The organism is Ruegeria sp. K5 (assembly GCF_056531805.1).
Genome location: NZ_JBQFML010000001.1, coordinates 50,395 through 73,499, shown reverse-complemented (window position 1 = coordinate 73,499; position 23,105 = coordinate 50,395). Strand labels below are relative to the sequence as shown.

The window sequence follows — 23,105 nt, the reverse complement described above, 5'->3', positions numbered from 1 at the left end:
GGGCCTGCAGATTGCGCGCAGTAAATATGATCTACCGACCATAAAACGGAAATATGATCTGCGGATCATACGGCATGAAAGGCTGCCGCCCGACGCCGTATGCCAGCAGCGATGGCTTCCGCCAAAGGCTGTGGAAACCCATCCGGCAGGTCTGCTAGTGTCTTGTCCAAGGCGGGTTCAAGCTCAGACGCGACGCCCGACAAGATCTCTTCCGCTAGCGCCACACCAAAACCTGCCGCCTTCGCAGCCTGCAGGAAATGACGCGGCACCACCTCGTTGATCCGGTAGTGTCCGTCGACGGCCATCGCGAGGCGCATCCGGTTCTGGCGGATTTGACTGTCATCCACGGCTTTCTGAGCGCTCAGCACATCGTAGAGCGGGGTCATGCGGAACCCGCCAGGGCGCAATGCGATGCTGAAATTCTTAGCGTGCCCGTCTGTCGCGCCCAAGAGCCAAAACAGCACCTGCGCACGGAAGAACGCGCGCTGATCTGTTTCAGGGTCATCACTACCATTCAGCAACCCGATCCCTTCGGTGATACCTGGCCCGCCATCCATTTGGTATTTTTGACTTGGGGGCACTGAGAGCACCTGACAAAAGTCTTCCTGGGGGAGTCGGATCAACCGACCATCCTTGGTCCAGCGCCGATCAAACCGTGTCACAACAAGGCTCCGCACATCTTCGAAGTCGGCAATTTCGACCTCCGCCACGTCCATGCCCATGGCGCGGCAAAAGCTCATGCAGAAAAATTCGTTCTCGACGCTGTCCGACAAATCTATCCCTGCGGGCAGAACACCAAGCTGGGTCTTGAGGATATGGGTTGTAGGGGTGAGCCCCGATGGACGGATCCACGAGCCCTCGTGGCGTAGCAGAGCCGTTTTCTCCTGCGCCCCGGCGATGGAAATGCGGAAGTAGTCTTCCTCATCCAAGCCTAGCGGAGCGCTTGTGAGGTTGCGTAACATATCCGCAATCTGTGCCTCAGATACGGGCTCTCCCTCGAGCGCGGCAAACTCTGGAATCTCACCTGAGACGAATTGCAGGGCCCCCACGCAATCGCGCCCGATTTTCTCCAGCATGTGCCACGCGTCCGTGCCGCCCGCACGCACCCGTGCAGCAACGCGCTCTCGTATCGCCTGATTGTCCGGCAGCAGGTTTTCCAAGTAGGCGATAACAGGGCCGCCCTGGTGTGCCTCTTCACGCAAAGGCAGCGAAAGCGAGATGGGCATGGCATGTTCCCATGCCAACCATTCCGGGTCATAGGTAAAGCTGATCGCGCCTGAACCAGCGAGACGCAAAGCCCCCACCGACCGCCCGTTCAGAAGCACTTGCATCGTTCCGCTACGCCCGTGTTTGGCCATCAGAAGATATCCTCAATCTCAAGCGAGCCACCGCGCTCCACCAATCGGAACTCAAGCCCAAGTGCCGCCATGACAGCGAGCACTGTGGCGAGCTTCGCTCCCGTGTCGCCATTCTCGAGCGACGAAATTGTCGCGACGCGCAAATTCGTACGCGCGCTGATATCGCTTTGGGTCCAGCCGCGCGCTTTGCGCGTCCGGCGGAGTGCCTCGCCGATCTGCTCGGCCGTTCGTGCTGTGAGGTCCATGACGTGGCTCCTTTTACGGCACAGCGTAAATCAAAATAAATTACGCTGCAACGTAAATATTCAATTTTTACGCCATAGCGTAACAATCGAGCCGCACTCATGCCTGCAGCCCCGCAGCTCGAACCTGCTCAGGCGTCACCAGCTTCGTTGCAACCAAATCCTCGATCTGCCGGTTTGTGATGTGGCGGCACAGGGGATGGCGCTCGTGGATCCACTCGGCGAGGCTGGCGCGACCTTTGGCTTCGGCCTCTCGCGCCTTCTCGCGGTCGGCTTGCAACTGGGCAAGCCCCTTCTCCCATCGGCGCATCTTGAACCAATTGTCCGAAAAACAGACCTTGCTGCGCGTGTATCCCTCGCTTTCCTTGGCATAGGCTTTGATCGCTTGCTTCAGATCATCGGGCTCTACCCCGGCTTTCACAGCCGCTGCGATCAGGCGCAGACTGGTTCGCCGGTCTCGGATCCTGTCTTCGGGATAGGCCGCCAAGATCTTCTCAGCTTCAAGATCTTCAACCTCCTCCGCCGCCTCGCGCCTGCGCGTAGGTGGTTTATGGATGGTTTTAGGATGGTTTGGGGTCCACCGTGAACCCCGTACCCCGTTCACGGTGGACCCCGTACCGGGTTCAGGCTGGACGGGGTTCACAGTGACCCCCGTCTCAATATCGGGTTCAGCCGTGGGTTCGAGCGCGGCCACGCGCTCCAGAACGATGCGGTAAATGACGGTGTAGCCATTCTTGCAGTGCCGCCGCCCCGTCTCAATCAGAATGCCTTCTCGCAGGAAATCGATAATGGTGCGCTTGACCGTGCTCTCGCTAAGCTCTGTGTGGCGCTGGATCGTCCCCTTGGAACACCAGATGCCGGAGCCGTCATCGCTCGCTTTGTCGGCCAGGAACATGATAATCTGCTTGCGGGCGGCGCTGCCAAAGCGGCGCTCGGCGCATTCATTCGCTATGCGCCAGCTCATTGGATCACCTCACCGGTCAGAGGCCAGGAAAAAGCCGACTGAGCGTTTGCGGAGCGGTAGTGGCCCGTGCTAATGTCTTTCGAAAGCTGACAGGCTTTTTCTATTTGGCCCCGGTTCACAGTTGCCGCTGTGACGGGGCCTTTTTCGTTTTGAACCGGCGAACTTGGCTTTGAAACTTTCGCTTTTTGTTCACTTTTTGTCAGGGGGCATTTTGCACCCCTAAGTCGTTGTTTTTGCTTTATCTCTTTCTGGATTGCAAATCCGTGTACACCGGTTCGATTCCGGTACTCGCCTCCACTTCCTTCAATACCTTCACCTCGCGACGCAAAGACGAAAGCGCGCCCCTCTTAGGAATCGCGCCCCGCCGGGATAACCTCATAACCCGGTTCTTCAGGTTCATCGTCCTGCATTTCAGGTGGAAAGCCGGGCGCGCGGATGTCGAGGCCGGTGGCGTCTTCCAGGCGTTTGATGATGTTGGGCGACAGTTCGCGTTCGCCGTAGCGTGCGATGCCGTCCTCGAAGATCTTGATCATGATCGGGTTGATCTCAAGCGGGACACCCGCGCGGTCGGCGACGTCCTGAAACAGGCCGATATCCTTTTTGACAAGGTCCATTGTGAAGGAAATATCGCGCGAGCCGTTCAGGATGACCTGGCTTTCGGTCTCATGCACAAACGACGTACCGGACGAGATCTTGATCGCCTCATAGGTCGTGTTCAGGTCCATCCCGGCGGCTTTGGCGGTCACCAGCGCTTCGGCGCAGGTGATCAGGTTGGCGGTTGCCAGATAGTTGGTTAGAACTTTCAGAACCGAGGCCGAGCCCAGATCGCCCGTATGCAGCACCCGACGGCCCATCGTTGTCAGGAAAGGCAGGATTCGCTCAAAGGTATCGCGGTCACAGCCCGCGAAGATCGAGATATTACCGGTTGCCGCCCGGTGGCATCCGCCGGAAACCGGGCAATCAACTGCCGCCCCGCCCCGCTCGATGACCATGGCACCCAGCCGCTTGGCCTCGGCCTCGTCGGTGGTGGACATCTCCATCCAGATTTTGCCGGGGCCGACCTCGGGCAACATCTCTTGCATCACCGCGTCCGAGGCGGCAGGCGATGGCAGGCAGGTGATCACCGCGTCGCAATCGCGCATCAGCTGGGCCGGGCTTTCGGCGGCCTTTGCGCCTTTTTCGACGAACTCTGCCACCAGGTCTGCATTCAGGTCATGGACCGTCAGGTCGATCCCGTTGCGCAGCAACGAGCCCGAGAGTTTTCCGCCCACATTTCCAAGTCCGATGAACCCAACTTTCATTATTCGCGTCTCCCTGCGTGTTTTCCGGTATGCGACCATGTCGCGTGCACCGCGTCATGCCGCCCAGCGACGCTGGCAGGTCGCTTTTCATCCTAGCCACGCGATGGTGGTCGCATCGCGCTTGACAACCTGCCCGCACGTACCGCATGTCCCTGTCGTTGGTGTCGGCGACAGCCGATGAAAAGGGAATGCGTCAACGGATTATCCGCCAAACGCAGCCGCCCCCGCGACCGTGACCGGAGAGGGTGCCCAATGCCACTGGCTGCAAAGCCGGGAAGGCGGGACATCCGACAGAGGAGCCAGACGAACCGGGCCTCTGACATCCGCAAGCCGGGAGACCTGCCAGCACCCGAAGTTGAAACCGGGCGGGGTGTTCCGGTGTCGGGTCCATGTGCATCGCGTGGCCCGCATGAAACCCCGTCCCCCGCGAAGAGGATTTGGGGGGATGAGAGACATGACCGAGACTGCGCCGGTCGAGCTGCTGGTCTGCACCACGTGCCGCCGTGGTCTGCCCATCGAGGATGATGACCAGCGCCCCGGCACATTGCTGCACAAAGCGCTGGAACAGGCGGATCTGCCCGAGGGCGTCACGCTGAAAGCCGTCGAATGCCTGTCGAACTGCGATCAGGGCTGCTCCATCGTGCTGCGCGGCGGGCCGGATCGCTGGACTTTTGTCTATGAGAACCTCAACGAAACCGATCACGTTGACGTCATCGTCGACGGTGCGACTAAGTATCTGGCCACCGAGGACGGCTTGGTCAAATGGCGCGAGCGCCCCGAACATTTTCGCAAAAACTGCGCCTCGCGCATTCCCCCGATTGGAGCCCTGAAATGAGCAACCTCGAAAAACTCCCCGTCACCGTCATCACCGGCTTTCTGGGCTCGGGCAAAACGACGCTGGTCAAGCATCTGATGCAGAACCCGCAAGGCAAACGTCTGGCCGTGGTGGTCAACGAGTTCGGCGATGTGGGCGTTGATGGCGACATCCTGAAATCCTGCGCGATCCCGGATTGCCCGGCGGAAAACATCATGGAACTGGCCAATGGCTGCATCTGCTGCACCGTGGCCGATGACTTCATCCCCACCATCGAGGCGCTGATGGCGCTGGAGCCGCGCCCGGATCATATCCTGATCGAAACTTCAGGCCTCGCCCTGCCGAAACCGCTGCTGAAGGCGTTCGACTGGCCCGATATCCGGTCGAAGATCACCGTGGACGGCGTGATCGCCTTGGCAGATGCCGAGGCTGTCGCCGCCGGTCGCTTCGCCCCGAATGTCGAGGCGGTGGATGCCCAGCGCTTGGCCGATGACTCGATCGACCACGAAACACCTTTGTCGGAGGTGTTCGAGGACCAGATCTCCTGCGCCGACATCATCCTGCTGACCAAACCCGATCTGGCCGGTCCCGAAGGTGTGGCGAAAGCCAAAGAAATCATCGCGGCCGAAGCCCCGCGCCCTCTGCCCGTGGTTGAAGTGGCCGAAGGTGCCGTGGACGTGCGCGTCGTGCTGGGCCTTGAGGCCGCCGCCGAGGATGACATGGACGCTCGACCGTCGCATCACGACGGCCACCACGACCACGAGCATGACGATTTCGAAAGCATCATCGTCGAACTGCCGGAACAGACCGAACCCGCCGATCTGGTCGCCAAGATCGAACGTCTGGCGAATGAGCTGAACATCCTGCGCGTCAAGGGCTATGCCGCCGTTCAGGGCAAACCCATGCGTCTGCTGGTGCAGGCCGTCGGTGCCCGCGTCCGGCACCAATATGACCGCCCCTGGGAGCCCGGTGAGGAGCGCCGCTCGCGCCTTGTGGTCATTGCCGAGCATGACGACATCAAAGAAGCCGCGATCCGCAATATCCTCGTAGGTGTGACCGAGGCTGCCGAGTAAGCCATGCACGTCGTCTTCCGCGAAAGCCACGGGTTAGAGGAAACCGAGACCCCGACCGATCTGGGCCAGAGCCCGGCGGATCTGGTGGTGCTGTCGTTCTCGGACAGTGACCTTGGCGCTTTTGCGGCGGGCTGGCATCGCGGTGGGGGCCCCGAGGGGCGGATGCCGACGATGCGGCTGGCGAACCTAACGGCGCTCAAGCACCCTCTGTCGGTCGATACCTATGTGGAACAGACGCTGGAGGGCGCAAAGGGTATACTGATCCGCCTGATCGGCGGTGTGCCCTACTGGTCCTACGGGTTGCAACAGGTTCTGGCACTGGCGCAGGCCAAGGGCATCGCGCTGGCGGTCCTGCCTGCGGACGGGCGCGAGGATACGCGGCTGGATGACTATTCCACCCTGCCCATCTCGACCCTGCGGCGATTGGCGCATCTGTGCGACACCGGCGGAGAGGTCGCGGCGCAGGCCGCCCTGGCGCAAATGGCGCTGGCGGCGGGGCTTTATGCCGGGCCGGTGATGGGGGCCAAGACGTTGCCCGAATGCGGCGCGTGGTGCCCGGATCGCGGCGTGATCCCGGTGGATGCCGCCTTCACGGGCGATGCAAAACGCATCCTTGTGACCTTCTACCGGGCCTATCTGACCTCAGCCGACACCGCTCCTGTCGCGGCTCTGATCCGCAGCCTCCGCGCGCGGGGTTTTGAGGCGGTGGGCCTGTTCGCTCCGTCTCTGAAAGCGCCCGCAGCAGCCGATTGGCTGCGTGAGCAGGTCGTGGCGCTGGCCCCGTCGGCCATCATCAACGCCACCTCATTCTCGGGCAAAGGCGCGTCGGGCACCTCGCCTCTGGACGCCGCCAACGTGCCGGTATTTCAGGTCGCGCTGGCCACCTCGCGCCGCAAGGCATGGGCCGAGGCGGAACGCGGGCTATCCCCCGCCGACCTCGCCATGCATGTGGTACTGCCCGAAGTGGACGGGCGGATTTCAGCGGGCATCGCCTCGTTCAAGGAACCGGGCAAGCGCGACCCGCATCTGGAATATTCCCGTTTCGCCCACCGGGCCGAGCCCGAGCGGATCGAAGCGATCATCGACCGCGTGTCAGGCTGGCTTAACCTGCACGACAAACCCAAAGCCGATCAGACGCCTGCGCTGGTGCTGTCCACCTATCCCGGCAAGGACTGGCAGATGGCCCATGCGGTAGGCCTCGACGCGCTGACCTCGGCCGAGGCGATGCTGTCCGATCTGCAAGGCGCAGGCTATGACACCACCCCTGCCGAGCCGATTGCCGATGCGCTGCCGGATGCCCGGATTTCATGGCCGCTGCAGGACTACCTGACCGCATTGGCCGAATTGCCCGAAACCCTGCGCAGTGATCTGCAATCCGTCTGGGGCAAGCCCGAAGATGACCCGGCCTGCGCCGATGGAGCCTTCCATTTCACCGCCCTGCGACGCGGCAAGGCCCTGATCGCACTGCAACCCGAACGCGGCACGCCCGAATTGCGCGATGACGATTACCACGACCTCTCGCGCACCCCGCGCCACGGCTATGTTGCGTTTTACCTGTGGCTGCGCCAAGGGCTGGGCGCGGATGCGCTGATCCATATCGGCGCGCATGGCACGCTGGAATGGCTGCCCGGCAAATCGGTCGCCCTGTCCGCCGCCTGCTGGCCCGAGGCGCTGATCCGCGATCTGCCGGTGATCTACCCGTTCATCGTCAACGACCCCGGCGAGGCCGCACAGGCCAAGCGCCGGATCGGAGCCGTCACGCTGGGCCATATCCCGCCCGCGCTCAAGGAAAGCGGCACGCCGGATCGGATGGTGCGGCTGGAATCGCTGCTGGACGAGTTCTCGAACGCTGACGGTCTGGACCCCAAGCGCCGCGACCGACTGCAAGAGGATATCCGGGACGAGGCGCAGGCGATTGGGCTCGAAAGCGACCTCGGCCTGGATCAGGCCACCTGCACCGCCGAGGCGATCACCCGCATCGACCGCTTTGTCTGCGACATCAAGGAAAGCCAGTTCGGCGACGGGTTGCATATCTTTGGCCGGGTGCCCGACGTGAGCGGCAATTTCGACCCGGCACCCTCGGCCCATGCCGAACGTGCGGCCCTGCTGGACGCGCTGGCGGGCAAACGGATCGAGGCTGGCCCTTCGGGTTCCCCTTATCGCGGTCGGTCGGATGTGCTGCCAACGGGGCGGAACCTCTACACCACCGATCCACGGTCTGTGCCCACCCGCGCCGCCTATACCCAAGGGGTCAAACTGGCCGAGGAACTGGTGCGGAGGCATTTGCAGGAAGAGGGCGATTATCCCAAGGGGCTGATCGTCGACCTCTGGGGCTCGGCCACCATGCGCACCGCCGGGGAAGAATTCGCCATGGCGCTGCACCTGCTGGGCGTCAAGCCGGTCTGGGACAAGGGGTCCGAGCGCGTCTCAGGCATCGAAGTTCTGCCGATCACCGACCTCAGCCGCCCGCGTCTGGATGTCACCCTGCGCGTCTCGGGACTTTTCCGCGACGTGTTCCCGACGCTCTCTGCGCTTTACGGTCAAGCGGTGCGGGCCTTATCCGAACGGGATGAGGCACCGGACTGGAACCCCTATGCCGGGCAGGCCCCGGCTGCGCGCGTGTTCGGCCCCGCGCCGGGCAGCTATGGCGTGAACATGACGCAACTGTCTGAAATTTATACGGATGAGGCCCGCACGCAGGCGGGTGAAGCATGGTTGCAGGCCAGTTCCTATGCGCTGGAAGGCGAGCATATCGCGCAGGACGTCGATGGGATCACGCAGCGCGTCGCCAATGCCGACAGCTTTGTCCACCTGCAGGACCTGACCGAGACCGACCTGCTGCTGGCCAACGATTACGCCACGCACGAGGCCGGGTTTGCAGCGGCCAAAAAGGTGACCGGCGGCGAGGCGCAGCTGTACCATCTGGACAATACCAACCCGGACAATCCCCGCGCGCGCACCCTGCCCGAAGAGATCAGCCGCGTTGTCCATGCCCGCGCCGCCAACCCTGCTTGGATCGCCGGAATGCAGCGGCACGGGTTCCGGGGCGCTGCCGAGATCGCGGCGACATTGGATCACATGGCGTCCTTCGCGCATCTGTCGGGCACGGTCGCGCCGCATCTGTTCGATCTGTATCACGACGCAACGCTGGGCGATCCGCAGGTCGATGCCTTTCTGGCCGAGGCCAACCCGCAGGCCCATGAGGCCATGCAGGACCGGTTCCGCGCGCTGTTGGAGACCGGGCTGTGGAACACCCGCCGGAACTCGATCCGCGCCGATCTGGAGGGGCTGGGATGAGCGCCCCCGTCATACAGGGCTGGTGCCCCGGCGCACACCGCCCGATGATGTCGGGCGACGGTCTGGTGGTGCGGGTACGACCCCGACTGGCGCGTCTGACGGTCGATCAGGCGCTGGGTCTGTGCGACCTTGCAGATCGGTTTGGAAATGGCACCATCGACCTGACCAACCGCGCCAATCTGCAACTGCGGGGGGTGGAGGATTATGACCACCAGCCGCTGCTCAAGGAACTTGCGGCGCTGGACCTGCTGGATGCCGAACCTGGCATCGAGGTGCGGCGCAACATTCTGGTCACGCCGCTGTACCAGGCGGGCGATTTGACCGCGCGCCTGACGCAGGAACTGATTGACCGGCTGGCGGAACTGCCTGCCCTGCCCGCAAAGTTCGGCTTTGCCATCGACACCGGGCCCGCGCGCCTGCTGAGCGCGGATTCAGCGGATATTCGTCTGGAAACCGGCGTTGACGATCTGATCCTGCGCGCCGACGGCTGCGAGACCGGGCGGCCTGTGGCCGAGGCCGACGCCATTGACCATGTCATCGCTTTGGCACGGTGGTTTGCAGGAACATATACGCCCGAGACGCGCCGCATGGCACGGGTCACCGACGCTTTGCCGCAGGAATGGCAGGGACATGCACCCGGCCCGGTCGGTAAAAAACTGCACCCCGGCCCTTGTGAACTTGGTGCGTTGTATGGTGCCGCTTTTGGGTCGCTGCCTGCCCGCAAGCTTTATGATCTGATTGACGACAGCGGCGCAACCGCCCTGCGTGTCACCCCGTGGCGGCTGATCCTGCTGGAAGGCGGGGCGGCGATACCTGCCCCGGACTTTGTCACGGATGGCGCCGACCCGCTGATGAGCACCGACGCCTGCCCCGGCGCGCCATTCTGCCCGCAGGCGCAAGTGGAAACCCGCGACATCGCCCGCGCCCTGGCCGCGCGCGTTCCCGGCAGCCTGCATGTCTCGGGCTGCGCCAAGGGATGTGCCCGCATGGGCCCCGCCGACGTCACTTTGGTCGGCAACAACGGACGATTTGATCTTGTCAAACGGGGCCGCGCAGGGGATGAGCCCTGTCAGCGCGGGCTCAGCCCCGAAACACTTTTGACCATGGACCTGACCTGATGCCCTATGAATACGAAACCGACGGCGCAGCGATCTACAAAGAGAGCTTTGCCACCATCCGGTCCGAGGCCGATCTGGCCCGGTTCGACGCCGACGAGGAGCAGGTCGCCGTCCGCATGATCCACGCCGCAGGCATGGTCGGACTGGAAGAGTTCGTGCATTTCTCACCCGGTTTCGTGACCGCCGCCCGCACCGCGCTGGAAAATGGCGCGCCGATCCTGTGCGACGCGCGGATGGTCAGCGAAGGTGTGACCCGCTTTCGCCTGCCCGCCGACAATGAGGTGATCTGCACCCTGCATGACGACCGCGTGCGCCCGCTGGCGGCTGAGATGAGCAACACACGCTCCGCCGCCGCGCTGGAACTGTGGCGGCCGCATCTGGAGGGTTCTCTGGTCGCCATCGGCAACGCGCCCACGGCGCTGTTCCACCTGCTGAACATGCTGGAAGACCCCGACTGCCCGCGCCCCGCCGCCATCATCGGCTGCCCGGTGGGTTTTGTCGGCGCAATGGAATCCAAGGACGCGCTGTGGGAGGCGCAGCCGGTGCCGTCCTGCATAGTAAAGGGCCGTCTGGGCGGCAGCGCGATCACTGTGGCCGCTATCAACGCCATCGCGAGCCGCGCCGAATGAGCGCGGGTAAAATCTATGGCGTGGGCCTCGGCCCTGGCGACCCGGATCTGATGAGCGTCCGGGCCGACCGGCTGCTGCGCAATGCCCGCCACGTGGCGTTTTTCCGCAAGCCGGGCCGCAGCGGTCAGGCGCGCAAGATCGTCAACGGCATGATCCCCGGAGACGCGGTGGAATTCCCGATGGAATACCCCGTCACCACGGAAATTCCCGTGACAGACCCGCGCTACAACGAATTGCTCGCCGCTTTCTACGAAGACTGCGCACGACATCTGAAAACGCTGGCCGACAAAGGCGAGGACGTTGTTGTTCTGTGTGAGGGTGATCCGTTCTTCTACGGGTCATTCATGCATCTTTACAGCCGCTTACGCGATGAAGCTGATGTAGATGTGGTGCCTGCAATTACTGGCATGTCCGGCGCGTGGACGGCAACGGGCGACCCGATCACATGGGGCGATGATGTGCTGACCGTGCTGGTCGGAACCCTGCCCGAGGATGATCTGGCGCGACGTATGGCGCAAACCGATGCGTTGGTTGTGATGAAGATCGGGCGCAATATCGACAAGGTCAAACGGGCGCTGAAGACTGCCGGTCTTTTTGACCGGGCCTGGATCGTCGAGTTTGCGCAGATGCCCAATCAACGCGTGCGGAAACTGTCCGAGGACGGGGACGGCATTACCCCTTATTTCTCGATTATCATCGTGCATGGCCAAGGACGCAGACCATGAGCGGGTGGGTCAAGATCGCCGGCCTGGGCCCCGGTGATGAACAACTGGTGACGCCCGAAGTATCCGCAGCGCTGGCCGAGGCTACTGATGTTGTCGGCTACATTCCGTATGTTGCCCGTGTGGCTGACCGTGAGGGATTAACCCTGCATGCCAGCGACAACCGGGTCGAAATCGACCGGTCCCAACATGCGTTGCAAATGGCGGCTGAGGGGAAGCGCGTGGTCGTGGTGTCGTCGGGTGATCCGGGCGTGTTTGCCATGGCGGCGGCAGTGTTCGAGGCGATGGAAAACGGGCCGCGTGAATGGCGTGATATTCCGGTGGACGTACTGCCGGGCATCACCGCGATGCTGGCCGCCTCGGCCCGTGTCGGTGCGCCTTTGGGCCATGACTTTTGCGCCATTAACCTGAGCGACAACCTCAAGCCATGGTCCCTGATCGAAAAGCGCCTGCGCCTTGCGGCACAGGGCGATTTCGCCATGGCGTTCTATAATCCGCGCTCAAAGTCCCGCCCGGAAGGTTTTGTAAAAACGCTGGAAATCCTGCGGGAAGAATGTGAGCCAGAACGCTTGATCCTGTTCGCACGGGCCGTGACTCGGGTGGATGAAGCGATCCGAATCTCAACGCTGGCCGAGGCGACACCGGATATGGCCGACATGCAGACGGTTGTGATTGTCGGATCCTCTCTGACGCGCGTGATCGAACGCGACGGCGCGCCGATTGTCTACACGCCAAGGTTCACTCTGGCCGAGGGTCAGGGATGAGCCAGCCAGTCCAGAACTTGCGCGACCGAGGACAGTTCCTGCCGGGGCGGCAGGCTGGGCCGGTCGATCATCAGGACTGGCACGCCCAGCGCCCGCGCGGCGTCCAGCTTGGCGCGCGCGCCGGTGCCGCCGGCGTTTTTCGAAATCACCAGTTCGGTGGCGTGGCGTTTCATCAGCGCAAGATCGCCCTCAACCGTGAACGGCCCGCGCGAGACGACAATATCGGCGTTTGGCAGCGGCACATTGTCAGGTTCGTCAACCAGCCGCAGCAAATAGTCATGCTGGGGTTGCGCGGCAAAATCCTGCAGGTGCATCCGGCCCACAGCCAGAAAGACGCGCCGAGCGGGGCCTGCCAGTGCTGCAACGGCCGCCGGAATGTCCGGAACATGCTGCCAGCGGTCGTCGTGCTGCGGAATCCAGGCCGGTCGGGTCAACGCAACCAGCGGAACACCTGCGGCTTCGCAGGCGGCGATGGCATTCCGGCTCATCTGCGCGGCAAAGGGATGCGTTGCGTCCACGACATGCGTGATCGCGTTGTCGCGGATATAGCTGTGCAGTCCGTCGGCCCCTCCGAACCCGCCGACGCGCACCGGCAAAGGTTGCGGGCGAGGATTGTCCACACGCCCGGCGTAAGAGTAGATTGCGCGCACCCCCCTTTCGGCAAGGCTGCGGGCCAGTGCATTGGCTTCGGTCGTGCCGCCAAGAAGCAGGAGGTTGGGCATGATTAAGGCTCCGTGGCTGACCATTCTGGGGCTGGGCGAAGATGGACTGGATGGCCTGCCGCCCGCAAGTCGTCAAGTGCTGGATCGGGTCGAGGTCGTCATGGGCCCGCCCCGTCATCTGTCGCTGATCCCCGAAACACAGGCTGAACGGATCGAATGGCCCGTGCCGTTTGCCGATGGCATCCCGATACTGACGGGTCTGCGCGGGCGGCCAACGGTTGTGCTGGCCTCGGGCGATCCGTTCTGGTTCGGTGCGGGATCGGTCATTGCCAGAACCTTTGACGCGGGTGAATGGACTGCCCTGCCCGGTCAATCCACCTTTTCGCTGGCCGCTGCCCGGTTGGGTTGGCCGCTGGAAAGTACGCTGACCTTTGGGCTGCACGCCGCGCCGCTGACCCGGCTGAGACCGCATCTGGCGGCGGGGTTGCGTGCCATTTTGCTGCTGCGCGATGGCAAGGCGGTGGCTGAATTGGCCACCTATCTGACCGAGACCGGTTTCGCCGACAGCGCGCTGCATGTGATGCAAGCCCTGGGCGGGCCACGCGAAAACACGCAGACCGTGACACTGACCGAAGCCTTGCTGGGCACGTTCGATCACCCGGTCTGTGTTGGGCTTGAGGTCACCGGCCCCGGACTGGCTTTCCCCAAAGCAAGCGGAAAACCGGACGACATCTTTGAAACGGATGGTCAGATCACCAAGCGGCCCATCCGGGCGCTGACCCTGTCCGCGATGGCACCGCAACGGGGCGAGCATCTGTGGGACATCGGTGGCGGTACCGGTTCGATCAGCATCGAGTGGCTGATGTGCGACCCGACCCTGACCGCAACCTCGATCGAGCCGCTGGCCGAGCGTGCAGACCGAATTAGGCGCAACGCGGACACGTTGGGGCAGGATCGGCTGGAGGTCGTTCATGGCACCGCGCCCGATGCTCTGCCGGGCTTGGCCATGCCTGATGTGGTTTTTATTGGCGGCGGGCTGTCCGAGGCTTTGCTGGTCTGGCTGCGCGACAACCTGAAACCGGGCACGCGGCTGGTCGCCAATGCCGTGACGCTGGAAAGCGAGGCTTTGCTCGCCCAATGGCACGAGGCCCTTGGCGGCGACTTGCTGCGGATTGAATTGGCGCAGGCGGGCGCTCTGGGCCCCCGCCGCGGATGGAAATCCGCCTATCCGGTGGTGCAGTGGAGCGTGACCCTATGATCGTCGCCGGTCTTGGTTTTTCCAGCTCCGCCACGGTGGACAGCCTGAAGGCGGCCTATGATCAGGCGTCCTCGGGCCATGCCGTGGATGCGCTGGCGACGGTCGCGGACAAGGACGGCCACGCCGCGTTGGACGCCTTTGCGGCAATCGTCGACCTGCCCTTGCACCTTGTTGCACCCGCTGACCTGGCCGGACAGCGCACCCTGACATGCTCAGCCCGCAGCGGCGCCAGCTATGGCACCGGCAGCGTGGCCGAAGCATCCGCTTTGGCTGCCGCCGGGTTCGGCGCGCGGCTGCTTACACCCAGACACATCTCAGACGACCGGCTGGCCACGTGTGCCATTGCCATCGGAGGACAGACATGACCGTTCATTTCATTGGTGCCGGGCCGGGTGCCGCCGACCTGCTGACCCTGCGCGGGCGCGATATCATCGCCTCTTGCCCGGTGTGCCTTTATGCGGGCTCGCTGGTGCCGGAGGAGATCCTGAGCCATTGCCCCGAAGGCGCGAAGATCGTGAACACCGCGCCGATGGATCTGGACCAGATCATGGCCGAGATTGAAGCGGCCCATAAAGCGGGGCAAGACGTGGCCCGGCTGCATTCAGGCGATCTGTCGGTCTGGTCGGCAATGGGGGAACAGATCCGTCGTTTGAAAGAGATGGGCATTCCGGTCAGCGTCACGCCCGGTGTGCCGTCTTTTGCCGCGGCGGCGGCGGCTCTGGGCACTGAACTGACCTTGCCCGGACTCGCGCAATCGGTGGTGCTGACCCGCACGCCGGGACGTGCATCTTCCATGCCCGAAGGTGAGACGTTGGAGAACTTCGCCCGCACCGGGGCCACGCTGGCCATTCACCTTTCGATTGGCAATCTGGACAAGGTTATCGCTGACCTGACCCCGGCCTACGGCGCGGATTGCCCGGTGGCCGTTGTCTATCGCGCCAGTTGGCCGGATGAGCGGATCATCCGCGCGACCTTGGAAACGTTGAAAGATGCACTGGATGAGGGCATCTCGCGCACTGCACTGATCATGGTCGGACCAGCGCTGGCGGGCGAAGGGTTCGACGAAAGCTGCCTGTATTCCAAGTCCTATGACCGCCGGTATCGCCCGCAAAGCGCGGACAGCCCGTGGTCAAGCTGGAGCCACGGTGATGACTAATCCTCCGGGCATTCTGATCTCGGCCCCGTCTTCGGGAACCGGGAAGACCACCGTAATGCTGGGTCTGCTGCGTGCACTGACCGAGGACGGCCTGACCGTGCAACCGTTCAAAAGTGGCCCCGACTATATCGACCCGGCCTTTCACCGGGCGGCGGCAGGACGGGCCTCGTTCAACCTCGACAGTTGGGCGATGGGCGATCCGCTGTTGAACGCGATCTCTGCGCAGGCGGACGGGGCGGATATTGTGGTCGCCGAAGGCTCGATGGGGTTGTTTGATGGCGTCGCGAAGCCCGGAGAACTGGGGCATGGCTCCAGCGCCGAGACAGCGCAGCGGATGGGCTGGCCGGTGGTGCTGGTGCTGGATGTGGGCGGACAGGCGCAATCGGCGGCGGCGACGGCGCTGGGGTTCAAGATGTACAACCCCGATCTGCCCTTTGCCGGCGTGATCCTGAACCGCTGTGCCAGCCCGCGCCACGAGCGTCTGACCCGCCTGGGCATGGAGCGCGCAGGCCTGCCGGTTCTGGGCGTGCTACCAAGACGCGGTGATCTGACCCTGCCCGAGCGGCATCTGGGCCTGATCCAGGCCGTTGAGCACCCCGATCTGGAAAGCGCCATCGCCGGATATGCGGCCTTCCTGCGTGAGCATGTAGATCTGGAAGCGATCAAGCGGGCGGCCTCCTCAGGCCCGGCTGGGCCATCGTCAGCCGCGCTGCCGCGCCCCCCGGCCCAGCGAATTGCATTGGCGCGGGATGCGGCATTTTCCTTTACCTACCCACATTTGCTGGAAGGCTGGCGCAGGGCTGGGGCCGAGGTGTTGCCCTTCTCGCCTTTGGCGGATGAAGCTCCGGCGACGGATGCCGATCTGGTCTGGTTGCCGGGTGGATACCCTGAGTTACATGCGGGCACTCTGGCCGCTGCTGATACCTTCCTGACCGGAGTGCGTCGCCACGCCGAAACCAAACCGGTTCACGGCGAATGCGGCGGGTACATGGCGTTGGGCGAAGGGTTGATCGACAAGGACGGCACGCGGCATAAGATGGCTGGACTGCTTGGGCTGGTCACATCCTACGAAAAGCGCAAATTCAATCTGGGCTATCGCCGGGCTGAACTGCTCACCCCGATGCCGGGACTTGCGGCAGGGACAGCCCTGCGGGGGCATGAGTTCCACTATTCCTCGATTATCGAACAGCCCGATGCCCCCTTGGCGCGGGTGTTTGATGCCGAGGGAACCGAAGGTCCCCAAACTGGATCAGTGCGCGGCAACGTCACCGGCACGTTCTTTCACCTGATTGCCGAGGCCTCGGCATGAGCGGTTTTGTCTCTTTCGTAGGCTCAGGCCCCGGCGACCCGGAGCTGTTGACGCTCAAGGCCGTGGACCGGATGCAAAAGGCCGACGCGGTGCTGTTCGATGACCTGAGCAGTGGGCCGATTCTGACGCATGCGCGCGAGGATGCGGATCTGGTCGGCGTCGGTAAACGTGCCGGACGCCCCTCGCCCAAGCAAGACCATGTGAGCCGCCTGCTGGTCGAATATGCGCAGACCGGTCAGCGCGTCGTGCGGTTGAAATCCGGCGATGGCGGGCTGTTCGGGCGGCTGGAGGAGGAAATGGTGGCATTGCGCGAGGCCGGGATCGAGTACGAGGTCATTCCGGGCATCCCCTCGGCTGTCGCAGCAGCCGCCGCTGCTGGTATCCCGCTGACACGTCGCCTGACGGCGCGGCGGGTGCAATTTGTCACCGGCCATGATGTCAGCGGGCAGTTACCGGACGATCTGAACCTGCCCGCTTTGGCCGATGGAATGGCCACGACGGTTGTGTTCATGGGCAAGCGCACCTTTCCCCTGTTGGTCGAGGCGCTGCATGCACATGGCCTGCCGTTGGACACGCCCGCGCTTATGGCGGAATCCGTGTCGACCCCCGAACAGGTGCTGCATCGATCCACCATCGGTGCGCTTGCGGACACGCTGAAATCCGAAATCGGCACGGCCCCTGCCCTGATCCTTTATGGTCCATTGGCGGAGTTGGATGATGTATGACCTGACCCTGATCGGGATCGGTACCGGCAACCCCGATCATGTGACCCGGCAAGGCGTTCAGGCAATCCGCGAGGCCGATCTGATCCTGATCCCGCGCAAGGGTGAGAACAAGGCCGATCTGGCCGGGCTGCGCGAAGAGATCATCGCCACGGTCACTGACAGCCCGCCGCAGATCGCCTATTTCGACATTCCCAAACGGCGGTCCGAGGACGGTTATCTGCAAGGCGTGGATGAGTGGCACGACGCAATTGCGCTGCGCTGGCAAAAGGCGATCTCGGCCCATCCGACAGCCAGCAAGGTTGCCCTGCTGATCTGGGGCGACCCGTCGCTTTATGACAGTTCCTTGCGCATCGCGGCCCGGCTGAATCCGCAGCCGAACAAGCGGGTGATCCCGGGCATCACCGCGTTGCAAGCGCTGACGGCGGCCCATGCGATCCCTATCAACGAGATCGGCGCGCCTTATGTCGTCACGACAGGGCGGCGCTTGCGGGACGAGGGCTGGCCCCTTGGCGCGTCGAATGTCGCCGTCATGCTGGATGGAGAGTGTTCGTTCCAGTCACTGGACATGGCCGAGTATGACATCTGGTGGGGCGCCTATGTCGGAATGAAGGAAGAGATCCTGATCCACGGACCGCTGGCCGACGTTGCAGAAGAGATTCTGGCCAATCGCGCCAGACATCGGGCCGCACATGGATGGATCATGGATATCTATCTGTTGAAGCGACGCGCTGACTAACAGGTAACGGCACAAGAATGTGAGTGCGCCGACACGCGAATTCTGGCATCAAGCAGGCAGCCAAGTTGACGGAGGGCCTGCGATGAAACCTGTCGTTGCGTTTGCGTGTTTGCTGGCTCTGCCCGCCTTTGCGGATGAGCCTTTGCCCGGATGGGCCGTGTTTGACAGCAAAAAATCCTATGAGGCGCTGGTCGCTGACACGAAAGCGGCAGTGAAAGCCAATGGGCTGATCGTGGTCACGCAGGCCGGTCCGACCAAGGCCGCTGCGGCGCGTGGGATTACCATCCCCGGCAACCGCGTGATCGGCGTGTTCAACAACGATTTTGCCGTGCGCGTTCTGGAAACCTCGACCGCTGCGATGATCGAAGCGCCGATCCGGTTTTACGTCACCGAAAATGACGATGGCACGGCGACCTTGTCCTACAAAACACCCAGCTTTGTCTTCCAGCCTTACGCTGACGAAGGCGGCACGGCGCTGTCTGCGATTGCCGAAGAATTGGACGCAAAGTTTCAATCCATCGCGGATTCCGCAGTCAAATAGTCACACTGGCGTGATCCGGCTTGCCTCTGTTAGGGATGTCAGACATTTGCTTCCCATTGGCTAATTCGGAGCATGACTGATGCAGGACCTGTCCCCCCGCGCTGCGGATCTTCTGGCCCAACGGCTGTACGAGGCGGGGTGCCGCCACGCATTCGGGATGCCGGGCGGCGAGGTTCTGACGCTGGTTGATGCGCTGGAAAAGGCGGGTATCACCTTCCATCTGACCAAACACGAAAACGCCGCGGGCTTCATGGCCGAGGCCGTGCATCACCGCGACGGCGCGCCCGCCATTCTGGTTGCGACCATCGGGCCGGGTGCGATGAACGGGATCAACGTGGTGGCCAATGCGTTTCAGGACCGGGTGCCGATGATCGTGCTGACCGGCTGTGTGGATGCAGACGAGGCGCTGACCTATACCCATCAGGTCATGGACCATTCACAGGTCTACCGCTCGATCACCAAGGCCACCTATGTGATGACCGCCGAAGGCGCGGATATCATTGCGGATAAGGCAGTCTCTCTGGCCAATCAGCCCCGCCCCGGCCCGGTCCATATCGACGTGCCAATCTCGGTTGCGGATGCGCGTATGTCTTCGCCCAAACGCCGCCGCCTGGCCAAGGTGGCGGCTGTAGCCCCGGAAGGCGACTGCCTGTCCAAGGCCCGCCGCTGGGTGGCCGAGGCCGAACGTCCCGTCGCGATCATCGGGCTGGATGTGCTGTATGACGACTCGCGCAGTGTGGTTCAGGCGTTTCTAGAACATTTCAGCATTCCTTTTGTCACCACTTACAAGGCAAAGGGCGTGATCCCCGAGGATCACCCTTTGTGTCTGGGCGGCGCGGGGCTGTCGCCTCTGGCCGACAAACATCTGGTGCCGCTGATCGAACAGTCCGATCTGGTTCTGTGCCTTGGCTATGACCCCATCGAAATGCGCCCCGGCTGGCGCGAGATCTGGGATCCGGACGAAAAGCGCGTCATCGACATCTCGGCCGTGGTGAACGATCACTACATGCATCAGGCCGGCCTGAATCTGGTGGCCGATACCGGCCAGACGCTGGAGGCGATTGCCAAAGGCAACCCGGCCCGCGCCACGTGGCCCGGTGGAGAGCCCGCTCAGGTCAAGGCCGCGCTGGCGCAAGCCTTCCCGCAGGACGACGATTGGGGGCCTGCGGGTGTGATCGCCGAAACCCGCGCCGTGCTGCCCGGCAACACGCTGGCCTCGGCCGATAGCGGCGCACACCGCATCCTGCTGAGCCAGATGTGGGAGTGCCAAGAGCCGCGCGGGCTGATCCAATCTTCTGCTTTGTGCACAATGGGTTGCGCCCTTCCGATGGCGATGGGCCTGAGCTTGGCCGAACCCGACCGCCCGGTGATCAGCTTTTCGGGCGATGCAGGGTTCTTGATGATCGCCGGAGAGCTGTCGACCGCTGCCGAAATGGGCGGAAATCCGATCTTTCTCGTGTTCGTCGACGCCTCGCTGGCGCTGATCGAATTGAAGCAACGCCAGCGCCAGATGGGCAACCGGGGCGTCGATTTCGACCGTCACGACTTTGCCGCCATGGGCCGCGCCTTTGGCGGCTATGGACATACCGTGCGCAACCGCGCAGAACTGCGCGCAGCATTGAACGAGGCGATGAAGGCCGACCGCTTTACTGTGATCGCCGCCGAGATTGATCGTGGAGGGTATGATGGCCGCATCTGAAGGACCGCTGAAGGGCGTCAAGGTTCTGGACCTGTCGCGCATTCTGGCCGGACCGACCTGCACGCAATTGCTGGGCGATCTGGGCGCAACCGTCATCAAGATCGAAAACCCCGCAACCGGCGGGGACGATACGCGGCAATGGGGCCCTCCTTACGTTGCGGATGGGGATGGCAACCGCTCGGACCTGAGCGCCTATTTCATGTCCGCCAACCGCAACAAGAAATCCGTCGCCATCGACATTGCAACGCCCGAGGGACAGGCTGAAATCAAACGCCTTGCCTCGCATGCGGATATTCTGATCGAGAACTTCAAGCCCGGCGGGTTGGCGAAATACGGGCTGGATTACAACAGCTTGTCTCAGGATCTTCCAGGGCTTGTCTATTGCTCGATCTCCGGATACGGGCAGACCGGACCCAATTCCAGCAAGCCCGGTTATGACCTGATGGCGCAAGGCTATGGTGGGATCATGTCGCTGACCGGCGATACCGACGGCGCGCCGATGAAAGTGGGCGTTGGCATCGCCGATGTCATGTGCGGCATGTACGCGACGGTCGGCATTCTGGCGGCGCTGCGTCACCGCGATCTGACCGGCGAAGGCCAGCAGATCGATCTGGCGCTGGTGGATTCGCAGGTGGCCTGGCTGATCAATGAAGGCGTGAACTATCTGACCTCGGGCGATGTGCCCCAGCGGCGTGGTAACGGGCATCCCAATATCGTGCCCTACGAGGTTTATGAAACCTCCGATGGCCACGTGATTCTGGCAGTTGGCAATGACAGCCAGTTCCGCCGCTTCTGCGATTTCATCGGGCATCCCGAACTGGCCGACGATCCGCGTTTTGCAACCAACCCCGCGCGGCTTGAACATCGCGATGCCCTGAACGCGGTGCTGCGTCCGGCAATGAAATCCCAGGCAACGGCCACGGTGATTTCCGAGCTTGAAACCCGCAAAGTGCCGGTTGGCCCGGTGCGGACACTGGATCAGGTTTTTGCCTCGGATCAGGTGGCAGCCCGTGGCATGCAGATCGCCATGCAGGCCGATCCGGCCGAGGTGAAACTGATCGGGAATCCCCTGAACCTGTCACGCACGCCTGTAACATATCGGCATGCCCCGCCGGTGTTCGGTGCGGATACTGATGCAGTTTTAGGCGCTGAAAACCCCTTCGAAGACTGAAACACTTGCCCATTTCGGCGGCAAGTTGCTGAAACATGCCCTTGAATCGGCGGTTTTTTTCAATTTTTGCACACACGGCTTTTCACCAATTCGAGAGCAGGGTCGATACTGTTACGACGCGCCCGCACACTCTGATAAATCGAACAGTGTCAAATATCGCAATCAGATTGGACCCAAGTATGAAACAAGACGTTTTTGGACAAATGAACACCCTCAGCCACCCGGCAGCCGTCGAAGCGTGGGATGGTGTTCTGCTTGGGTTCATGGCGCACGCGGCAATCACCCCTCAGCATCTGGGCAAAGTGCTCGAGCTTGAGCCGGATTTCGCATTGGGTCATGCGATCAAGGGTCTGTTCATGGTTCTGCTGGGTCGGCGCGAGATGTTGCCCGTCGCGACCGAGGCTTTGGCCGCAGCCAACACGGCAATGACACGCCAGACCGTGTCGGCGCGTGAGAAGCTGTATGTCGACGCTTTGTCGCTCTATCTGGCCGACCTGCCCTCGCAAGCTGTGCAGAAATTCGAAGAGGTTCTGTGCGCCCATCCTACCGACACGCTGGCGATGAAACTCAGCCATGCAACGCGGTTTGTATTGGGCGACTCGGCGGGAATGCGCCGGTCGATTGAACGGGTTCTGCCCGCTTATGAGCCGGATCATGCCGGACGCGGCTATCTGCTGGGCTGCCATTCCTTCGCGCTGGAAGAAACTGGCGCCTATGAAAAGGCCGAGATTGCCGGTCGTCAGGCACTGTGGATGGTGTCAGACGATGCCTGGGGTCTGCATGCTGTCGCTCACGTCCACGAGATGACGGGCAACGCGCAACTGGGTCTGGATTGGCTTGCCGGGCGCGAGGACGCCTGGGCGCATTGCAACAACTTCCGCTATCACGTCTGGTGGCACAAGGCGTTGATGCATCTGGATCTGGGTCAGGTCGATCAGGTGATGGCGCTGTATGATCAGCATATCCGCAAGGACAAGACGGACGATTACCGAGATATCTCGAACGCGACCTCTTTGCTGTCCCGGCTGGAGCTTGAGGGCATCGATGTTGGCAACCGCTGGGAAGAACTCGCCGATCTCAGCGCCGCGCGGACCGAGGATGGCTGCCTGATCTTCGCCGACCTGCACTACCTGCTGGCGTTGACCGGTGACAACCGCGCGGACGCGACGGGCAAAATGTTGCAGCGCATTCAGAAGGATGCGCAGCGCAATCAGGGGGACACCCCGATCCGCATGTCCGATCCGGGCATTGCTGCCGCCAAGGGCCTTGAGGCCTTCGGCGACGGGCTTTATGGCGCGGCCTTCGATTTCCTGTCGACCGCGCGCGCTGGCATGCAAATGGCAGGTGGCAGCCACGCACAACGTGATGTATTCGAGCGCATCACAATCGATTCCGGCCTGCGCGCCGGGCGTCTGGACGCGGTGGAGCGCATCCTGGACGACCGGCGCGCCAAACGTGCCGGGGGCGAGGACAATTACGCACTTGCGCGCCGCGCCCTGATCGACGCGGCCCGCGACAGCGGAGACGCTCAAAGCGTCCCGGCCGAATAACAAAAAGACCAAGAAG

22 protein-coding genes and 1 riboswitch are annotated in these 23,105 nt (G+C 62.8%); of the genes, 17 read left to right on the top strand and 5 right to left on the bottom strand.

The annotated features are described in order from the left end of the window. Positions 1–65: 65 nt before the first annotated feature. The 4 genes from ACR0MO_RS00345 to ACR0MO_RS00330 all read right to left on the bottom strand — a co-directional run bounded on the left by ACR0MO_RS00345 (position 66) and on the right by ACR0MO_RS00330 (position 3,904). Positions 66–1,331: a type II toxin-antitoxin system HipA family toxin gene (locus tag ACR0MO_RS00345; protein ID WP_480890865.1), complete on the bottom strand. Its 1,266-nt coding sequence runs from the start codon at positions 1,329–1,331 to the stop codon at positions 66–68. Between the two features lie 26 nt (positions 1,332–1,357). Beyond that, the gene (locus ACR0MO_RS00340) at positions 1,358–1,603 is read right to left on the bottom strand and encodes a helix-turn-helix domain-containing protein (RefSeq protein WP_170449439.1); all 246 of its coding nucleotides are present in this window, start codon (positions 1,601–1,603) and stop codon (positions 1,358–1,360) included. A 97-nt stretch (positions 1,604–1,700) separates the two neighbouring features. Next, positions 1,701–2,564 carry a hypothetical protein gene (locus ACR0MO_RS00335; protein WP_170449437.1) on the bottom strand — a complete coding sequence of 288 codons (864 nt, stop codon included), beginning with the start codon at positions 2,562–2,564 and terminating at the stop codon, positions 1,701–1,703. A gap of 347 nt (positions 2,565–2,911) precedes the next feature. Further along, complete coding sequence (locus tag ACR0MO_RS00330; protein WP_480889224.1) at positions 2,912–3,904, bottom strand: NAD(P)-dependent oxidoreductase; 993 nt, start codon at positions 3,902–3,904, stop codon at positions 2,912–2,914. A 103-nt stretch (positions 3,905–4,007) separates the two neighbouring features. Beyond that, positions 4,008–4,226: riboswitch (cobalamin riboswitch) on the top strand. Between the two features lie 93 nt (positions 4,227–4,319). Here ACR0MO_RS00330 and ACR0MO_RS00325 point away from each other — a divergent pair. Genes ACR0MO_RS00325 through cobJ form a run of 7 tightly spaced genes read left to right on the top strand, consistent with a single transcriptional unit; the run spans position 4,320 to position 12,282 of the window. Continuing rightward, the gene (locus tag ACR0MO_RS00325) at positions 4,320–4,700 is read left to right on the top strand and encodes a DUF1636 domain-containing protein (RefSeq protein WP_170735228.1); all 381 of its coding nucleotides are present in this window, start codon (positions 4,320–4,322) and stop codon (positions 4,698–4,700) included. Continuing rightward, complete coding sequence (gene cobW / locus ACR0MO_RS00320; RefSeq protein WP_480580539.1) at positions 4,697–5,752, top strand: cobalamin biosynthesis protein CobW; 1,056 nt, start codon at positions 4,697–4,699, stop codon at positions 5,750–5,752. The genes ACR0MO_RS00325 and cobW overlap by 4 nt, the downstream gene beginning before the upstream one ends. 3 nt (positions 5,753–5,755) lie before the next feature. Beyond that, positions 5,756–9,049, top strand: coding sequence for a cobaltochelatase subunit CobN (gene cobN / locus ACR0MO_RS00315; protein WP_480889221.1), 3,294 nt, complete (start codon positions 5,756–5,758; stop codon positions 9,047–9,049). Then, positions 9,046–10,167, top strand: a complete 1,122-nt coding sequence (locus tag ACR0MO_RS00310) for a cobalamin biosynthesis protein CobG (RefSeq protein WP_480889218.1) — start codon at positions 9,046–9,048, stop codon at positions 10,165–10,167. The genes cobN and ACR0MO_RS00310 overlap by 4 nt, the downstream gene beginning before the upstream one ends. Beyond that, on the top strand, positions 10,167–10,796 hold the full coding sequence (locus ACR0MO_RS00305) for a precorrin-8X methylmutase (RefSeq protein WP_170449426.1): 630 nt from the start codon (positions 10,167–10,169) through the stop codon (positions 10,794–10,796). The genes ACR0MO_RS00310 and ACR0MO_RS00305 overlap by 1 nt, the downstream gene beginning before the upstream one ends. Beyond that, positions 10,793–11,521, top strand: coding sequence for a precorrin-2 C(20)-methyltransferase (locus tag ACR0MO_RS00300; RefSeq protein WP_170449424.1), 729 nt, complete (start codon positions 10,793–10,795; stop codon positions 11,519–11,521). Before ACR0MO_RS00305 ends, ACR0MO_RS00300 begins: the two co-directional genes overlap by 4 nt. Continuing rightward, the gene (cobJ, locus tag ACR0MO_RS00295) at positions 11,518–12,282 is read left to right on the top strand and encodes a precorrin-3B C(17)-methyltransferase (protein WP_170449422.1); all 765 of its coding nucleotides are present in this window, start codon (positions 11,518–11,520) and stop codon (positions 12,280–12,282) included. The genes ACR0MO_RS00300 and cobJ overlap by 4 nt, the downstream gene beginning before the upstream one ends. On the opposite strand, the gene ACR0MO_RS00290 is transcribed toward cobJ, so the two are convergent. Next, positions 12,273–13,004, bottom strand: a complete 732-nt coding sequence (locus tag ACR0MO_RS00290) for a cobalt-precorrin-6A reductase (protein WP_170449420.1) — start codon at positions 13,002–13,004, stop codon at positions 12,273–12,275. The two genes, cobJ and ACR0MO_RS00290, sit on opposite strands and share 10 nt — an antisense overlap. Here ACR0MO_RS00290 and cbiE point away from each other — a divergent pair. The 10 genes from cbiE to ACR0MO_RS00240 all read left to right on the top strand — a co-directional run bounded on the left by cbiE (position 13,003) and on the right by ACR0MO_RS00240 (position 23,089). Continuing rightward, on the top strand, positions 13,003–14,202 hold the full coding sequence (gene cbiE / locus ACR0MO_RS00285; RefSeq protein ID WP_480781112.1) for a precorrin-6y C5,15-methyltransferase (decarboxylating) subunit CbiE: 1,200 nt from the start codon (positions 13,003–13,005) through the stop codon (positions 14,200–14,202). The genes ACR0MO_RS00290 and cbiE overlap by 2 nt on opposite strands. Continuing rightward, on the top strand, positions 14,199–14,567 hold the full coding sequence (locus ACR0MO_RS00280) for a cobalamin biosynthesis protein (protein ID WP_170452982.1): 369 nt from the start codon (positions 14,199–14,201) through the stop codon (positions 14,565–14,567). Before cbiE ends, ACR0MO_RS00280 begins: the two co-directional genes overlap by 4 nt. Then, a complete protein-coding gene (gene cobM / locus ACR0MO_RS00275; RefSeq protein ID WP_480708380.1) occupies positions 14,564–15,358 on the top strand; it encodes a precorrin-4 C(11)-methyltransferase in 795 nt (264 codons plus the stop codon). Before ACR0MO_RS00280 ends, cobM begins: the two co-directional genes overlap by 4 nt. Further along, complete coding sequence (locus ACR0MO_RS00270; RefSeq protein ID WP_480889215.1) at positions 15,351–16,667, top strand: cobyrinic acid a,c-diamide synthase CobB; 1,317 nt, start codon at positions 15,351–15,353, stop codon at positions 16,665–16,667. Before cobM ends, ACR0MO_RS00270 begins: the two co-directional genes overlap by 8 nt. Beyond that, positions 16,664–17,392 carry a uroporphyrinogen-III C-methyltransferase gene (gene cobA, locus ACR0MO_RS00265; protein ID WP_170524781.1) on the top strand — a complete coding sequence of 243 codons (729 nt, stop codon included), beginning with the start codon at positions 16,664–16,666 and terminating at the stop codon, positions 17,390–17,392. The genes ACR0MO_RS00270 and cobA overlap by 4 nt, the downstream gene beginning before the upstream one ends. Beyond that, complete coding sequence (gene cobF / locus ACR0MO_RS00260) at positions 17,385–18,128, top strand: precorrin-6A synthase (deacetylating) (RefSeq protein WP_480889212.1); 744 nt, start codon at positions 17,385–17,387, stop codon at positions 18,126–18,128. The genes cobA and cobF overlap by 8 nt, the downstream gene beginning before the upstream one ends. 82 nt (positions 18,129–18,210) lie before the next feature. Then, positions 18,211–18,669, top strand: a complete 459-nt coding sequence (locus ACR0MO_RS00255) for a DUF302 domain-containing protein (RefSeq protein ID WP_480889210.1) — start codon at positions 18,211–18,213, stop codon at positions 18,667–18,669. 79 nt (positions 18,670–18,748) lie between these two features. Then, a complete protein-coding gene (locus tag ACR0MO_RS00250; protein WP_170449405.1) occupies positions 18,749–20,368 on the top strand; it encodes a thiamine pyrophosphate-binding protein in 1,620 nt (539 codons plus the stop codon). Continuing rightward, complete coding sequence (locus tag ACR0MO_RS00245) at positions 20,355–21,539, top strand: CaiB/BaiF CoA transferase family protein (RefSeq protein ID WP_480889207.1); 1,185 nt, start codon at positions 20,355–20,357, stop codon at positions 21,537–21,539. The genes ACR0MO_RS00250 and ACR0MO_RS00245 overlap by 14 nt, the downstream gene beginning before the upstream one ends. A gap of 179 nt (positions 21,540–21,718) precedes the next feature. Beyond that, positions 21,719–23,089 (top strand): tetratricopeptide repeat protein, encoded by a 1,371-nt coding sequence (locus ACR0MO_RS00240; RefSeq protein WP_170524795.1) that lies wholly within the window; start codon positions 21,719–21,721, stop codon positions 23,087–23,089. Positions 23,090–23,105: the final 16 nt, after the last annotated feature.

What these genes read in the sequence shown, in the direction of transcription:
- cbiE (WP_480781112.1), top strand. Translation starts at nt 13,003, where the DNA reads ATGATTAAGGCTCCGTGGCTGACCATTCTGGGGCTGGGCGAAGATGGA.
- ACR0MO_RS00345 (WP_480890865.1), bottom strand. Translation starts at nt 1,331, where the DNA reads ATGCAAGTGCTTCTGAACGGGCGGTCGGTGGGGGCTTTGCGTCTCGCT.
- ACR0MO_RS00255 (WP_480889210.1), top strand. Translation starts at nt 18,211, where the DNA reads ATGAAACCTGTCGTTGCGTTTGCGTGTTTGCTGGCTCTGCCCGCCTTT.
- ACR0MO_RS00240 (WP_170524795.1), top strand. Translation starts at nt 21,719, where the DNA reads ATGAAACAAGACGTTTTTGGACAAATGAACACCCTCAGCCACCCGGCA.
- ACR0MO_RS00245 (WP_480889207.1), top strand. Translation starts at nt 20,355, where the DNA reads ATGGCCGCATCTGAAGGACCGCTGAAGGGCGTCAAGGTTCTGGACCTG.
- ACR0MO_RS00310 (WP_480889218.1), top strand. Translation starts at nt 9,046, where the DNA reads ATGAGCGCCCCCGTCATACAGGGCTGGTGCCCCGGCGCACACCGCCCG.
- ACR0MO_RS00290 (WP_170449420.1), bottom strand. Translation starts at nt 13,004, where the DNA reads ATGCCCAACCTCCTGCTTCTTGGCGGCACGACCGAAGCCAATGCACTG.
- ACR0MO_RS00300 (WP_170449424.1), top strand. Translation starts at nt 10,793, where the DNA reads ATGAGCGCGGGTAAAATCTATGGCGTGGGCCTCGGCCCTGGCGACCCG.
- ACR0MO_RS00305 (WP_170449426.1), top strand. Translation starts at nt 10,167, where the DNA reads ATGCCCTATGAATACGAAACCGACGGCGCAGCGATCTACAAAGAGAGC.
- cobF (WP_480889212.1), top strand. Translation starts at nt 17,385, where the DNA reads ATGTATGACCTGACCCTGATCGGGATCGGTACCGGCAACCCCGATCAT.
- cobW (WP_480580539.1), top strand. Translation starts at nt 4,697, where the DNA reads ATGAGCAACCTCGAAAAACTCCCCGTCACCGTCATCACCGGCTTTCTG.
- ACR0MO_RS00270 (WP_480889215.1), top strand. Translation starts at nt 15,351, where the DNA reads ATGACTAATCCTCCGGGCATTCTGATCTCGGCCCCGTCTTCGGGAACC.
- cobM (WP_480708380.1), top strand. Translation starts at nt 14,564, where the DNA reads ATGACCGTTCATTTCATTGGTGCCGGGCCGGGTGCCGCCGACCTGCTG.
- cobN (WP_480889221.1), top strand. Translation starts at nt 5,756, where the DNA reads ATGCACGTCGTCTTCCGCGAAAGCCACGGGTTAGAGGAAACCGAGACC.
- ACR0MO_RS00330 (WP_480889224.1), bottom strand. Translation starts at nt 3,904, where the DNA reads ATGGTCGCATACCGGAAAACACGCAGGGAGACGCGAATAATGAAAGTT.
- ACR0MO_RS00250 (WP_170449405.1), top strand. Translation starts at nt 18,749, where the DNA reads ATGCAGGACCTGTCCCCCCGCGCTGCGGATCTTCTGGCCCAACGGCTG.
- cobJ (WP_170449422.1), top strand. Translation starts at nt 11,518, where the DNA reads ATGAGCGGGTGGGTCAAGATCGCCGGCCTGGGCCCCGGTGATGAACAA.
- ACR0MO_RS00280 (WP_170452982.1), top strand. Translation starts at nt 14,199, where the DNA reads ATGATCGTCGCCGGTCTTGGTTTTTCCAGCTCCGCCACGGTGGACAGC.
- ACR0MO_RS00340 (WP_170449439.1), bottom strand. Translation starts at nt 1,603, where the DNA reads ATGGACCTCACAGCACGAACGGCCGAGCAGATCGGCGAGGCACTCCGC.
- ACR0MO_RS00335 (WP_170449437.1), bottom strand. Translation starts at nt 2,564, where the DNA reads ATGAGCTGGCGCATAGCGAATGAATGCGCCGAGCGCCGCTTTGGCAGC.
- ACR0MO_RS00325 (WP_170735228.1), top strand. Translation starts at nt 4,320, where the DNA reads ATGACCGAGACTGCGCCGGTCGAGCTGCTGGTCTGCACCACGTGCCGC.
- cobA (WP_170524781.1), top strand. Translation starts at nt 16,664, where the DNA reads ATGAGCGGTTTTGTCTCTTTCGTAGGCTCAGGCCCCGGCGACCCGGAG.